This window comes from Nitrososphaerota archaeon (assembly GCA_011605775.1).
Taxonomy (GTDB): domain Archaea; phylum Thermoproteota; class Nitrososphaeria; order Nitrososphaerales; family JAAOZN01; genus JAAOZN01.
In genome coordinates this window covers 1-13,008 of record JAAOZN010000008.1, presented here as the reverse complement: position 1 = coordinate 13,008, position 13,008 = coordinate 1, and the positions used below count along the sequence as shown (strand labels likewise).

The window sequence follows — 13,008 nt, the reverse complement described above, 5'->3', positions numbered from 1 at the left end:
AGGTTCACCCTAGGCTCTTCAAGAAAGAGTTGATCTTTGAAACGAATTCTCTCGCCTCATCGTAGTTCTTAGGATACTTCACTGATAATACTGGTATACCCTTCTTGACAACAAGGTGCCACACCATTTCGTTTGCGCGTGCACAGCCTGAACTTCCAAAAGCATATTCAGGGTCTCTAATGAAGATAGCAGCCTGAGCTTCCTCTATTAGAGGCGCCAAATAGGCAAGTCTCCCCCTTACACCTGCTGGCACATCCACAGCACAATACTCCAAACCAGCTTTCACATCATCGTATGTGACATTGTAAGGAGGCGAGTTTAAACCATCGCTTAACCTCTTAGCAACCTCTCTCATCACTGAAAGAGGTTCATGCCCCCCTCTCTTTACGAGATCGTATAGGATGAGGCTGTTATAGGGGAAGATCAGTACCTTCGCCATCCAAGATAAATATGATACATCCAACCTTATAATATTTTTACTACATCATTTGCTTGAATCTTTTACTCAGCATAAGGAATCCAGGATACTATTCCATACTTTGCGCAAAATATACGTTTATGTCTTCTATTCCTTAGACAAAACTTTAAGATAAGTCCCTCTTAATGTATGGCTGTCTTGAAGTACTCTTATGCCGAGGATGTTAGGCTTCTCGCTGAGTCGATAATCGATGTGCTGGGTTTGAACCATATTGACCGCTCGAGGCTAGGGTTTGTGAGGAGCCGGGGTTCGAGATCTAGGCGGGTGGCTGCTAGAGTACACGCTTTAGGTAGGGTTTGGGAGGCTGGCTTTAATATTAAACCCATGTATCTTATAGAGGTCATATCTGAGAGGTACGATAGGTTAACTCAGCCAGAGAAGGAGAAGGTTATCATACACGAACTCCTCCACATACCTAAAAGGTTCGGAGGAGGGTTTGTACCCCACGGTAAGGGTGTGAATCGGAGGAGAGTAGAGGAGATGCATTGGAGATATAGGAGGGGTGTTAACTCACTTTATACCCAGCCTTAACCATGACTTGAAACTCCTTCACCTTACCCTCTCTTATGCTGCCTCTTATCTCTGAAACCGAGAACCAAGAAATCTGGTTACTTTCCTTAAAGGCTTCTTCCACCGCCCTTCTTATCGCATCGTCTAATCCTTTTTCGGAGGCTCCAACTACCTCAACATATCTATAAGCCAACGTCCATCAAAGATTTTAGCACATAACATACATATCAGTTTTACCCCCTCCTACCTTGCAAAAGGTTAATATAACAATAGTAGTTGTCATCGAAAGTAGGTCTTGGCATAAAGGGGCTAAAGCTAGCTGCCTCGGTACAGAAGGTGTCTGATAAGGTGTCAAAAAGTGATAAGAAGCGTATAATTGCGCAGCTAATCTTCGCCCAGTTCAGCTTAACCTTTGCTAATACCGTGCTTTCACCACTTCTTGTTCTCGTAAAGAATTCCTTGACTCTGGATTACAGTGAAGCTGGGTTTTTGATCGCCGCCTACTCTCTCGGGTACTCTATCGGTCAGATACCGTGGGGATATCTTGCAGATAGGTTTGGTAGCAAAGCGTTGGCTCTTTCACTTTTCAGCACTGGGGTTACATCCTTTCTCTTCGGCACGTCCACAAGCTTTTATGAGGCATCTGCTTGGCGTATCGTAAACGGCTTTGCTTCTGCTGGCATCTTCGTCCCGACGATAAGGATAATCGTATCCCGTTTTGCTGAGAGTAGGGGTACTGCGGTCGGCTTAAGTTCGCTGGGTTCCAGTATCGCTACAATACTCAGCCCGCCGGTATTCTCTATTGTAGCTACCGTGTATGATTGGCGCTATAGCGTCTACTTATCATCGGTTCCTAGCTTCATAGCCTCGCTCTTCGTATGGTTTCGGTTAAGAAACGTAGCGATAAAAGAGAATTCACGAAGCTTACCGAAGGCTGAGCAGAACTTATTTAGTAGCAGAGAGTTCTGGATACTGGGTTATGGACAGTTTATGCGTCTTGGCTTTCAATACGCGTTGGTGGGTTGGCTGCCTACTTTTCTATTTGAAGCGAGAGGTTTTGAATTCATCATAGCAGCATCGACAGTATCGGTTTTAGGTACAATTTCACTCCTTGGAAACCCGTTAGGAGGCTTTCTAGCCGATAAGTTAGGGCACATCAAGATCCTGGTGCTCTCTTTTGTTGGTTTAGCTGTTGGTTGTGCGTCTTTAGCCTTTACAACAGATCCGCTGCTCGTTTGGGTTATCGTTGTCTTTTTGGGGGGATGTTCATTCACACACTTCGAGCGCCTATCTTTGCCATTCTTCCTGACATCTTCGGTATTGATAGATCCGGAAGGGTTACGGGGTACCAGAATACCTTTGCATCCCTAGGCTCTCTCCTACTCCCCTTCATCTTCGGCGTCGTAAGAAACACCACAGGAAGTTTCTTGAACGGATGGATTATGCTTGCAATACTTGTTCTCTCGGCTTCCTTTCTAACGAGTGCTGTCAAAGAGAAGCGATGAATCGGCTCGACGAGTAAACCAGCACGTACTAATCGAACTCTCCCTGCAGATGATGTTACGGTAAGGTTTTAGTGTTTGGTGCTTTCTTTGGTTGTCATATGTGTCTCCTTATCGTAACATCATCCTCCCTGCAAATAGAAATCCTTTATAGCATCTTTTGCAGTAAGTAAGGTGTGATACAAGTTGGGTAAGAAGGGAAGAGAAGTCGTTGAAGGCGATGTTGACCAGCTTATCCGCGAGTTGCAGAAGGCTCACGCAGACGAATGGATAGCATTCTACTACTACACACTAGCTGCAGAGATAGCTGAAAGCAGAACCTCACCTATGGTCATAGATGCGCTGAAGGAACTCGCTAAAGACGAACTTGAGCACGCAGGAGAGCTGGCTGAGAGAATAATTGAACTCGGCTCAGAACCAACCAGAGACTTCGCTCAGCTAACCAAAGTAGCTAATTACCCTGAAGTCAAGCTACCTAAAGACCCCAGAGACCTTGATGGCATCATCAAGGCTGTAATCGATGCTGAGAGGGGGGCAATAGAGGTCTATAACAATCTACTTAAGAAGCTGATGAAGGAGTGGGGAGATCCTATCACTTTCCACATCATAAGGCACATAATGCAGGAAGAAGTTGATCACGAAGAGACTATGGAGGACATCCTCTAACCCCTTCTCCTTATTTTTATAGTGTCGAGAGAAGCCTCCTTAGCTCCTCTCTGCTCGTGGCTGGTGGGTAGCAGCTTTGCTTCGCACAAATATAGGCTGTAGGCGAGCCGGCTGCAAGTGTTTTCCCTTTCACTAGAGGGATAAGAGTTGAGTGTTCAGATCCGTCTGCACTCTGAGCCAGGACCCGTTTAAGTAGTGGTGTTCGGTAGACTTCTTCTAATAAGTGTTTGGCTCTCTTCGGTTCGCCTATAATAACCACTTCAACAGGCTGCGTATTTCTGTAATCTAGTGCTGAGATTAGTGTTGTGTGTTCTTCAGGCACCTCGGCTACGCTTCCCCAAACTGCTTTGAGCGCCCTCTCAGCCGTTAAAGCGAATTTCCCGTTTTGTGTTAGCGCTGATAGTCGGAGTAATGCGTAAACCATTAATCCATAGGGTGAAGGCGTAGCACCATCTTGGGCCTCTTTAAGTCTTAAAACGATGTTCTCTTCTTGTGAATTATAGAAGCCACCCTCAATCTCATCTTCGAAGAGTTCGATAGCTTTCTCCGCTAACCTACAGCTCCACTCCAACCACTCTACATCAAAGTCTGATTCATATAGATCGATCAAGGCGTTGGTTAAGTAGGCGTAGTCTTCAAGCAACCCTTTGACGCTAGCTTCGCCATCGCACCAACTATGGTATAGTTGTCCGCTCTTCATCATCTCCCGCTTGATAAAGGATGCGCAACGCTCAGCCGCTTCAAGATACTTCTCCTCGTCAAAGGCTTGGTAGGCTGCTGAAAGGGCTGAGATCACAAGAGCGTTCCACGATGTCAAGATCTTCGTATCCACATCCGGTTTAGCACGCTTCTCACGCTCCTTTAGAAGCGTCTGTCGAGCCTCGGAAAGTTCTTTTTCGACTTGCTGCTTATCTAAACCCAGTTCGTAAGCGACTTGCTCGACCTCCTTGGCTACATATAGTATATTTCTTCCTTCAAAGTTACCTTCTTCTGTTATACCGTAAAATAGATTGAAGGCCTTTGAGCCAACCAAACCATCTATTTCCCCCTTGGTCCAAGTATAATAGTACCCTTCTTTGCCCTCAGTTTCAGCATCTTGTGCTGAGTAGAAGCCTCCGAGTGGTGAAGCCATTTCGGTTAGAATCCAATTTATGGTCTGCTCCGCAACACGCCTATAAAACGGGTCTCTGGTGATCCGCCAAGCATCTACATAGATCGAGGTGAGCAGAGCGTTATCATAGAGCATCTTTTCAAAATGTGGTACAAGCCAAAATCGGTCTGTTGAATATCTGTGGAAGCCTCCGCCTATCTGGTCAAAGATGCCGCCTTTCGCCATAGAGGTTAGTGTCTTTGTGAGTATGTTAAGGGCGACTTTGCTCTTGTTCTTTAGATAGTATCTTGTGATGAATGAGAGGATGGGTGCGTTTGGGAATTTGGGGGCTTCGCCGAATCCTCCGTAGAGAGGGTCGAAGGCACCGCTGAGCTTAAGCATGGCTTCCTGCATAATCTGTTGGTCTGGCTCTTGCTCTACAGGCTTAGTGCGCTCTCTAAGGTAGGTTATTATCTCAGATGAAGCCTCCTCTATTCTAGCCCTATCCTTCTTCCAATACTCCGCTATAGTTATGAGTAGCCGCTTAAAGCCTGGTAGACCGAACCTATCTTCAGGGGGGAAGTATGTGCCTCCGTAGAAGGGTCTTAAGGTTGGTGTTAAGAAGACGGTTAAAGGCCATCCTCCAACACCACTCATAGCGAGAACAGCTTTCATATAGAGTTGATCAATATCAGGCCTCTCCTCTCGGTCAACTTTTATAGGTATGAAGTATCTGTTTATGATAGCTGCGGTCTCTTCATCCATAAAGCTTTCACGGTTCATAACGTGGCACCAGTGGCAGGTTGAGTAACCTATGCTGAGAAGTATTGGCTTATCCTCAGCCTTAGCCTTAGCTATCGCTTCGTCACACCAAGGGTACCAATCTACCGGGTTAGAAGCGTGTTGCCTTAGATAAGGACTCTTCTCCCTCGCTAGTCTATTCAACCTAATCAAAATAGGGCATATCCTGGCTGATTAAGGTTACTAAGATGCGGATCTTCTGGCTTCAGCTACCATCTCGAGGAGCGCCCTAACTCTAGTATCTTTCACAATCCTTTCTAAGCTGAGCTCTGATCTATGCCTCCAGTTCCCAGCCTCTGCACCTGTTCCAGGAATGTTGTGCACCGCTTCTTCGAGCCATAGATCCTCCAAGCTGATTAAGAGCAGTTTGGCGCTGCTGGAAGCAAGCATCTTTAGACTTGCCGCTAGGAGATCCTCTAAAGAATGCTCTTCTTTGAGTAAGCCGCGATCTTTTAAGTACTGCTTCAGCTCCTTTATCTGCTGCTTACGTTGCTCGCGTTCCTTTGCTGCTTGCTGATCACTTATTAACCCCATTTTGTGTCTTAGTGTTATGTCTAACCCGTTTAGATAGGCCTTGAATGTCGGCATATCGTGTGTGTTCAACGCAGCTAGGGTGTTAGGTGTGATCTGCTCTATGGTTTGGGGGTGTTTTAGTTGGAGGATGAAGCATCCTAGTAGCCCGTGCCTTCTGAGAGACCTGTTCACATAGCTTGGCACTGTACCGAGGTTTTCGCCTACCACCACACATCTATGCCTATGTGACTCTAGGCATATTATGGCGTAGAACTCCTCAGCCCTATACTTCACATAAACTCCTTCACCGCTTCCAGCGCCTTTTGGTATCCAATAGAGTCTGTGTAGGGCCATTATGTGATCCAGTCTAAGGTAGCCCGCGTGCCGCATATGGTGTCTGACGCATTCCATGAAGTAGCTGTAGCCAGCTTCTCTAATCTTTTCTGGATGTAAAGGGTTTATGCCCCAGTTCTGCCCCCTGGGGAAGAAGAAGTCTGGTGGAGCACCAACTGAAACATCTTTGACGAATAGGTCGCTGTAACGCCAAGCATCATAACCCTCAGGGCTGCAACCAAGAGGTAAATCTAGATATAAACCAACCCCCACCCTTTTGGCGTAATGTGAAACTTGTTCAAACTGTAGGTGGGCTAGCGCTTGTAGGTAAAGGTGCTGGCTAACACTCTTTTCAAACCCCTTTGTCTGTTCTGATTCCCTCGCTGCTCTGAATCTAGCAAATTCCTCCAGCTCTGGGTGTTCTTTGATGTATCTTACTATTTTGCTGTTTCTGTTCTTTAGAGCTTTTTGAGCGAGTTTAGCTGCAATATGAGTTTTGATTTGAATTATATCTTCGTACCCAACTCTTTTCGCTAAAACTACCTCCCTTAACTTCTTCCTTAATCCTTCATCCAACAGCTTTAGAGTAGAGGGTGTGTTTAGATCTACGTAGAAGTCACTCCAGAAGAGTCTGCTGGAGGGCGAATATGGGCTTGGGTCGAAGGGGGCAGAGGGATTAAAAGGAAGTAGCGGAGTAGTCCCGACAAATGAAGCGCCAACTCTAGACGCCCACTTAATGAGGTTAAGAATATCAGTATAGGTTCCTGCGCCCCAGCTTCTCCTTGAATGGAGAGCGTAAAGTGGTATGAACAGACCCCAAACCCTACTCTTTTGTTGATAGGCCTTGGAGGGTGCCGCGATAACGAGAGAGCGATATGTCGAATCACCAACCCTCACATCAAGCCTATGGTATCCAAAGGGTATATCGAAAGGTGCTCTTAGGGTAAAATCCTTGACAGGCTGAGTGCTAGCATTGATGACCCATTCTCTGACTTTCTCTTCTCCCTCTAATCTTAGCCTACATACAATCTTGTTATCTGAATGTTCCTCTAGTTTTATTGGTAGGGATCTGCTTCCATCAAACAGAACCAGCACAGGCTCTACGACTCTAGACTTAAGTTGAGCAAGCCGCGCTCGATAGGCTTGGGTTACATCGGATAGACCCTCTAATTTTGCTCCAAGCGATCTAAGGACCTTTAGAAGCGAAGCATTGGGTGGTCGCCTAACCTTGCCAAAAACATCACGATACATCGTCTGCACACTGTAAAGTCGGCACAGATCTCCTAAGCTCGGCTTACTCTTGCTCTGCAAGCTCAGAGTCCCTAAGTTGTTCTGAAGCCTTTTAGGTTTGCTCTTTTGGTGGCTGTTCACCTAACGCGATCTTAAGGATCTTTGTGTGCTTTTCTTCATCCAAGTCGATGGAGTTGAGAAGCGCTTTTACTACTGGGCTGCACTCCTTTAGATGGTCTAGTCTCTGATCGACCGTCTCATCCTCGATCCGTAGCACATTCTTTAGGGTGGCAGAATCTGTTGTGGTGAAGATGGGTTCGTTCAATCGATCTAGCCTAGCAAGTATGTGTGAAACTATATCGGCGTGTCTGAGGCTATCTGAAGCGATCTGTCTAAGGAGGAGCTCGAGCAGCTCGTCTCTGAGTGTGTCTGAAGCCTTTAGGCAGCGTTGGGCGGTCTTAAGCTCAAGCATCCTCCTAGCATTAAGTTGAAGCGCCAATTCATCGAACCCCTCCTCAACCTTAGGTCGCACATTCAACCCCCTTGAGAGCGAGATTATCTGCTTAGCAACGTCCAAAAGATTCAATTCAACAGCACCGCGCTCCAGACCCCCTGCGATCTTGCGGGTGAGCTCCTCAACCACCAACAACACATCGCCTTCAAGTATGCCTCGTAGCCTACTGCCCCGCCTACCCTTCAGATACTGCGTTACAGCAGCCGGAGTCACACCAAGCGAAGACGCAGCATCCTTCTTAGAAAAACCGAATCTAGAGACCAGCTGAGCCGCTACATGCGCTCGAAGAGTAGGTAAGATCTCCTCAACCTTCACCCTATCAACCGTTCTAGTTACCTTTTTTTACACCGTTAATTAGATTATTTAACAGCAGAACGCTTATTAAAAGCTAACTGTACTATTACCTAATAGTGATAAAATGTTAGGTCAGCTGCTTATCGCTCTACGTGAAGGGTTTGAAGCAGCTCTAATCACAACCGTTATCCTAGCATACCTCATCAGAATAGAGAGGAGAAGTTTAACGAAGTATGTTTGGACGGGGGTTTACCTCTCCATAGCCTTAAGCTTTCTCATAGGAGCCACTATCTGGGTCACATATGGAATCTTGCCTAAAGAAGCCCAAGTCCTATTCGAGGGAGTAGCAGCTTTGGTCGCCGTCGCGGTGCTTACATCCATGATCTACTGGATGGCTCTAAAAGGTAGGAGGATCAAAGAGGAGATAGAAGGCAAGCTTAGAAGCCTAGTGCGGGAAGAGGTTATGGTAGTATCTGGCAGAAGCAGCGTTTCAGCCTACCTCCTTCAGAAAAGGGCGGCCATCGCCTTTATCACACTTAGCTTCATAGTCGTTTTTAGGGAAGGGTTAGAGACCGTGCTCTTCCTCACACCATTCATGATAACAACTCCTCAAGAGACGTTGGCTGGTGCTGCGCTAGGAATAGGTGCAGCGATAATCTTAGCCTACTTGTTTTACAAGATAGGCATGACACTTAATCTAAGAAGATTCTTCTACTACACAAGCATTCTACTCACTTTATTGGCAGCAGGCTTAGCAGGGTATGGTACACACGAACTGCTTGAGTACTCTGAATCTATCGGTGTAGAATTAGGTTGGGTTGCTGAGCCAGCTTACGCGCTTAATATTTCAAGCGACAGTCTCATCCACCATAAGGGAGCTTTAGGATCTATCTTTGCTGTTCTCTTTGGTTATACGATTAAAGCAGAGTGGCTTAGGCTGATCGTGCACATAACCTACCTGGTGATCGCTCTACCTCTTCTGATCCGCACGTATCGCAAGAAATAGGTAGTCAGCTATTCAGCTTCTTTTCATATTCTATATATTAAAGGTAAGAAATGCTTAAACGGAGGCTACGATGATATTGAGGTGTGATAATATGGGGGTTAGTGCTGAAGTATCAAAAGTATTAGCCAGCAGCTCAAGATGGAAGATACTTGAACTGCTTGCAAAAGGGCCTAAGGACATTAAGGCGATAGTCAAGGAAACAGGGATACAACCAACTGCTGTAAGATACCACCTGCAAGCCCTACATAGGCTAGGTCTGGTAGAAACATACGAAGAAAAGGGAAACATCGGCAGACCAAGAATCTACTACAAACTCGCTAAGAAGCAGATCTCAGTCGAGTTTCCAGCTAGAAATTACATCCTACTGGCCAAACTGCTGCTGGAAACTTTGAAGCAAAACCTAGGCGCAGAAGGCGCTAAAAAGCTACTTTACACAGCAGGTGTTAATAAAGGGAAGGAGATAATAGAGGAGTTAGCATCTAAATTCAACATAACCAGATGGACCCCTCAGACCTTTAAGTCAGTCTACGTTGACAACTATCTGACCCAAATAGGTGTGCAGCCTGAAGCCGTAAAGTTAGGCAGCGACAGAGTTGTCTTCAGGGAGCACAGCTGCCAATTCCTAGAGCTCGCAACAAAGTACCCAGAGCTGGTATGTGACGTACTTGACACCGCTGTGCACCAAGGTATCAGCGAAGCAATAGGCGGGGTGAAGATAACCAAGACCAAATGTATGGGTCACGGAGACGACTTCTGCGAGTACAGCGTGGTGTGGAAGAAAGCGGCTTAAAGGTCTAGGAGTGCGTTGCAAAACCTGCGTAGAGGCTCACCTATCTTACCTTCTTTAACCCAACTTCTCTTTAATAGTAGCGTAGCTTTAACCTTCACACTTTTTTTAGTAAGGCGTTTGATCATCTGTTTCAGGTAGCGCCTTTCGTCAAACCCTCCGTAGGTCACGAATAGACCTACCGTTTTTCCCGTTAAGTTGACCTTTTCAAGATATTGGTTTACGGGTGGGCAGGCTAGGGTCCATTTTGGTAGACCTAAGCAGATAAGATCGTATTTGCTTGGATCAGCGCTAGGCTGTCTTATGGGAGTTCGTAGATTCGGGATGAAAGATAGGAAGAGCCAGTAGAGGTAGTGGTAGCGTTTAGTAGGCTGTATCTCCTCTAAATCAACTTCGACCTCCTTGTTATACAGTAAGGACGCTAGTTGCTTGGCGGCAGACCTTGTGTTGCCTGTGTATGAGAAGAAGGCTATAAGAACCCTCACAGCAAACATAATTAATAGAAGCCACTTTAAAAATGATGCTAACAGGTGGTGATGGTTGAGGATCATAGCTATCTCAGACACACATATCCAAAGCCTAAACGACCTTGACCAGAAGATCGTAGATAGGCTCTCAAAAGCAGACCTAATCCTACATGCTGGAGACTACACCGGAATACAGTTCGTCAGAGAGCTTAAAGAAATAAGCCACTTTATAGGAGTGTACGGCAACATGGATCCACCAAGCGTTAGGGCTGAGCTCAAACCGATAGAAGTAATTGAGGCTGAGGGGTTCAGAATCGGTGTGATCCATCCAAGCGAAGGCGGAAGCCCCTTCGGTCTCCTGGAGAGGGTCAAAAAGCGCTTTGATCAGGCTAAGCTAGTTGTGTACGGTCATACTCATCAAGCGAAGAAGGAGGAAGTTGAGGGGGTTATTTACGTGAATCCAGGTAGTCTGACCGGCGCATTCCCAGCGCTTCGGAAGACCTGTGCTGTGATCACTTTAGGCGAGAAGGTCAGCGTTGAAATAATATCGTTGTGACTCCTCATTAAGCTTTAATAGTGAGTATATGCTATGAGTGTTGACCCGCTATGTTTGAGTATGGTGGTGTTAAGATATCTTGGCTCGGGCATGACTGTTTCAAAATCAAAGACGATTGCACAATCTACATAGACCCCTTCAAGATAGCAGGCGGAGAGAAAGCGGATCTTATCTTAGTTACACATGAACACTTCGACCATCTTAGCCCAGAGGACATAAAGAAGATCGCCACAAGCGATACAACGATCGTAGCGCCGAAGATCGCTGAATCTGGGCTCAAAGGTATCCGCTGCAAAGAAGTCGTGATAATCAAACCTGGTGAAACCAGAGAAGTAAGAGGGGTAACTGTGCAGGCGGTACCAGCATATAACATAAACAAGTTTAGGGCTCCTGGTCAAGTCTTTCACCCGAAAGAGGATGGTAGGGTTGGCTACGTGGTGAAGGTTAAAGGGGTCAGCATCTACCACGCTGGAGACACCGATGATATACCGGAGATAAAGGGGTTGAATGTGGACATAGCACTTCTACCTGTTAGCGGCACATATGTTATGACTGCCGACGAAGCCATCGAGCTGGCTAACACCATGAAGCCAAAGGTCGCTATACCTATGCATTATGGTGCCATAGTCGGCAGCGAATCTGATGCGAAGCGCTTCAAGGCCGGTGTTAAAGGCAGAGTAGAAATCTTGCCTAAAGAGTAAAAAGAGACGCACTGCCGTGCAGTAACTACTCCATCCAGTATTTTGTTTCATCTTAAAAGATCCCTTCTCATTATTCTAAAAATGGGAAGTATAGCTTCGCGTTTAAAGGCTAAATAGGTCTGGTAAGCTTAATCTTTTGAGCCAGCTTGGTGATAGGTCGCTTCCAAGTGATGGCTGTGTTGCAGGCTGCCAGAGCCTTTGTTCTCGGTCTGCCTGAAGAGAGTGCGAAGAGCTGGGGCTTGAATAGAGCGATCTTCTACGCTGCTGCGAAAAGGGGCTTCCGAGGCTCTTCTCCACTTACCGAAGAGTTTAGGGCTGCTAGGGCTAGAGTTGGTGAAGAGGCTATCGACCTATTTAAGCTCGGTGATGAGGTTGCGCTTAAAGAGGTTAAGGATGGTAAGCTATACTTTAGGATAGGTGGTAGAATCCAGACCGAAGCTGACTTTGCAAGGCAGATTGAATCGAAGTTTGGAGAGCTGTTTGAGCACGTGTGGGAGGAGGCTTTAAAGATCGTCAAAGGCTACGATAGGAGCGTGTTACTTTCGCAGCGAGACTTCTATGCGAAAGTCTATCTCCCAAAAAGAGATGCTTTAGCTAAGGCGTGGAGCGAGCTCGTCCTAAAGGCTGAAGCCAAAAGAATAGGCAGATAAATGAGAATACCGTAGAATACGTAAAGGTAAACCTAAACGCTGTAGCTCTACGCCAGCTTAACCCAGTGCCTCATGGCATCCTTTATGATCACGCTTCTCTTCTTTGCTCTCTGGAACTCAGCTGGCGTATATAGTAGGAGCTCAGTAGACAACCAGTTCGGAAGAAGCCTTCTCACCTTCACGTATCTTTTGCCGAAATCTAAACCCTCGAATATGGATGAGACGACTATGATGTCTACGTCGCTTTCAGCAAGCCAGTCGCCTCTAGCGTAGCTCCCAAAGAGGTAGGCTTCACACCCACGATCTAACTCTTTCAACTCATTTGCAAAGCGTTCTAACGCAGCCTTAACACGCCTAGGTAGATCAAGGGCTTCTAAAGCCGAGCTCAACACCAACCCTTCTAACCACCGCCTCAGCAGCTTCAACGAGCCTCTTAGCGGTCTCTTCGCTGATCGCCTCCCAAGGTCTCTCAAACGCAGCGTTAGGGTACCTTGCGACCGTATAGTAGGGTGAGAGCTCCGATACTATTGGTCTGAAATCGGCAAGAAAGTCGAACACAGATGCCAACCTTGTTAAGTCGTGGGTCTTAGGGCCCCTCTTCCTCTTTAGAATAATGTAGGCTGCTTTGAGCGCCTTCTCCACGGCTTGGTGTGCTGCGAAGAGAGCCCAGTTCAGTCTTTTGTTCAAGAGAGCTGATTTAGATTCCTCGAGGTCGATGAGGGCTCCCTCATACCAGTTCTTTGCCTCCTCCCTAGCCAACCCTTCTTATTACACCAAAATAGTGCACTTTAAGCCTATCTCTAATTATATTGAAGACTGCAAGAAGGCTTTATAATACGCAGGTTTGATGCAGCTCGTAATGGCCAGTAGGCGTGTGCTCTTACATCTTCTTGACGAGAGGCCTAGGGTT

Annotated in this window: 16 protein-coding genes; 8 read left to right on the top strand and 8 right to left on the bottom strand. The window is 46.5% G+C overall.

What is annotated here, in order from left to right; all coding sequences use genetic code 11:
- Nucleotides 1-4: 4 nt before the first annotated feature.
- Complete coding sequence (locus tag HA494_00625) at nucleotides 5-439, bottom strand: methanogenesis marker 5 protein (GenBank protein ID NHV96285.1); 435 nt, start codon at nucleotides 437-439, stop codon at nucleotides 5-7.
- Between the two features lie 168 nt (nucleotides 440-607).
- On the opposite strand from HA494_00625, the gene HA494_00620 reads away from it, so the two are divergent.
- Nucleotides 608-1,009, top strand: coding sequence for a metallopeptidase (locus tag HA494_00620; protein NHV96284.1), 402 nt, complete (start codon nucleotides 608-610; stop codon nucleotides 1,007-1,009).
- Here HA494_00620 and HA494_00615 read toward each other — a convergent pair.
- A complete protein-coding gene (locus tag HA494_00615) occupies nucleotides 984-1,181 on the bottom strand; it encodes a dodecin domain-containing protein (protein NHV96283.1) in 198 nt (65 codons plus the stop codon). The two genes, HA494_00620 and HA494_00615, sit on opposite strands and share 26 nt — an antisense overlap.
- Nucleotides 1,182-1,336: 155 nt before the next feature.
- On the opposite strand from HA494_00615, the gene HA494_00610 reads away from it, so the two are divergent.
- Both HA494_00610 and HA494_00605 read left to right on the top strand, forming a co-directional pair.
- Entirely contained in the window at nucleotides 1,337-2,359 is a 1,023-nt protein-coding gene (locus HA494_00610) for an MFS transporter (protein NHV96282.1), read from the top strand.
- Nucleotides 2,360-2,676: 317 nt separating this feature from the next.
- The gene (locus HA494_00605; GenBank protein ID NHV96281.1) at nucleotides 2,677-3,156 is read left to right on the top strand and encodes a bacterioferritin; all 480 of its coding nucleotides are present in this window, start codon (nucleotides 2,677-2,679) and stop codon (nucleotides 3,154-3,156) included.
- 16 nt (nucleotides 3,157-3,172) lie between these two features.
- Here the strand turns inward: HA494_00605 and HA494_00600 are convergent, their stop codons facing one another.
- Genes HA494_00600 through HA494_00590 form a run of 3 tightly spaced genes read right to left on the bottom strand, consistent with a single transcriptional unit; the run spans nucleotide 3,173 to nucleotide 7,952 of the window.
- Nucleotides 3,173-5,191 carry a thioredoxin domain-containing protein gene (locus tag HA494_00600; GenBank protein NHV96280.1) on the bottom strand — a complete coding sequence of 673 codons (2,019 nt, stop codon included), beginning with the start codon at nucleotides 5,189-5,191 and terminating at the stop codon, nucleotides 3,173-3,175.
- Between the two features lie 39 nt (nucleotides 5,192-5,230).
- On the bottom strand, nucleotides 5,231-7,204 hold the full coding sequence (gene malQ, locus HA494_00595; protein NHV96279.1) for a 4-alpha-glucanotransferase: 1,974 nt from the start codon (nucleotides 7,202-7,204) through the stop codon (nucleotides 5,231-5,233).
- A 31-nt stretch (nucleotides 7,205-7,235) separates the two neighbouring features.
- Nucleotides 7,236-7,952, bottom strand: coding sequence for a hypothetical protein (locus HA494_00590; GenBank protein NHV96278.1), 717 nt, complete (start codon nucleotides 7,950-7,952; stop codon nucleotides 7,236-7,238).
- Between the two features lie 103 nt (nucleotides 7,953-8,055).
- Between HA494_00590 and HA494_00585 the strand changes: the two genes are divergently transcribed.
- Nucleotides 8,056-8,937: a ferrous iron transporter gene (locus HA494_00585; protein ID NHV96277.1), complete on the top strand. Its 882-nt coding sequence runs from the start codon at nucleotides 8,056-8,058 to the stop codon at nucleotides 8,935-8,937.
- A 91-nt stretch (nucleotides 8,938-9,028) separates the two neighbouring features.
- Entirely contained in the window at nucleotides 9,029-9,727 is a 699-nt protein-coding gene (locus HA494_00580) for an ArsR family transcriptional regulator (protein NHV96276.1), read from the top strand.
- Here HA494_00580 and HA494_00575 read toward each other — a convergent pair.
- Nucleotides 9,724-10,218: a hypothetical protein gene (locus HA494_00575; GenBank protein ID NHV96275.1), complete on the bottom strand. Its 495-nt coding sequence runs from the start codon at nucleotides 10,216-10,218 to the stop codon at nucleotides 9,724-9,726. The genes HA494_00580 and HA494_00575 overlap by 4 nt on opposite strands.
- A 46-nt stretch (nucleotides 10,219-10,264) precedes the next feature.
- Between HA494_00575 and HA494_00570 the strand changes: the two genes are divergently transcribed.
- From HA494_00570 to HA494_00560, 3 genes are all read left to right on the top strand, one after another.
- Entirely contained in the window at nucleotides 10,265-10,747 is a 483-nt protein-coding gene (locus HA494_00570; protein ID NHV96274.1) for a metallophosphoesterase family protein, read from the top strand.
- Nucleotides 10,748-10,797: 50 nt separating this feature from the next.
- Nucleotides 10,798-11,448: an MBL fold metallo-hydrolase gene (locus tag HA494_00565; protein NHV96273.1), complete on the top strand. Its 651-nt coding sequence runs from the start codon at nucleotides 10,798-10,800 to the stop codon at nucleotides 11,446-11,448.
- Nucleotides 11,449-11,594: 146 nt separating this feature from the next.
- Nucleotides 11,595-12,098, top strand: coding sequence for a hypothetical protein (locus tag HA494_00560; GenBank protein NHV96272.1), 504 nt, complete (start codon nucleotides 11,595-11,597; stop codon nucleotides 12,096-12,098).
- Between the two features lie 47 nt (nucleotides 12,099-12,145).
- Here HA494_00560 and HA494_00555 read toward each other — a convergent pair whose 3' ends face one another.
- Both HA494_00555 and HA494_00550 read right to left on the bottom strand, forming a co-directional pair.
- A complete protein-coding gene (locus HA494_00555) occupies nucleotides 12,146-12,487 on the bottom strand; it encodes a nucleotidyltransferase domain-containing protein (protein ID NHV96271.1) in 342 nt (113 codons plus the stop codon).
- Nucleotides 12,462-12,857 carry a HEPN domain-containing protein gene (locus HA494_00550; GenBank protein ID NHV96270.1) on the bottom strand — a complete coding sequence of 132 codons (396 nt, stop codon included), beginning with the start codon at nucleotides 12,855-12,857 and terminating at the stop codon, nucleotides 12,462-12,464. The genes HA494_00555 and HA494_00550 overlap by 26 nt, the downstream gene beginning before the upstream one ends.
- Nucleotides 12,858-13,008: the final 151 nt, after the last annotated feature.

Excerpts from the sequence above, each read along its gene's own strand:
- HA494_00565 (NHV96273.1), top strand. The coding sequence starts at position 10,798 with ATGTTTGAGTATGGTGGTGTTAAGATATCTTGGCTCGGGCATGACTGT.
- HA494_00580 (NHV96276.1), top strand. The coding sequence starts at position 9,029 with ATGGGGGTTAGTGCTGAAGTATCAAAAGTATTAGCCAGCAGCTCAAGA.
- HA494_00625 (NHV96285.1), bottom strand. The coding sequence starts at position 439 with ATGGCGAAGGTACTGATCTTCCCCTATAACAGCCTCATCCTATACGAT.
- HA494_00585 (NHV96277.1), top strand. The coding sequence starts at position 8,056 with ATGTTAGGTCAGCTGCTTATCGCTCTACGTGAAGGGTTTGAAGCAGCT.
- HA494_00575 (NHV96275.1), bottom strand. The coding sequence starts at position 10,218 with ATGTTTGCTGTGAGGGTTCTTATAGCCTTCTTCTCATACACAGGCAAC.
- HA494_00620 (NHV96284.1), top strand. The coding sequence starts at position 608 with ATGGCTGTCTTGAAGTACTCTTATGCCGAGGATGTTAGGCTTCTCGCT.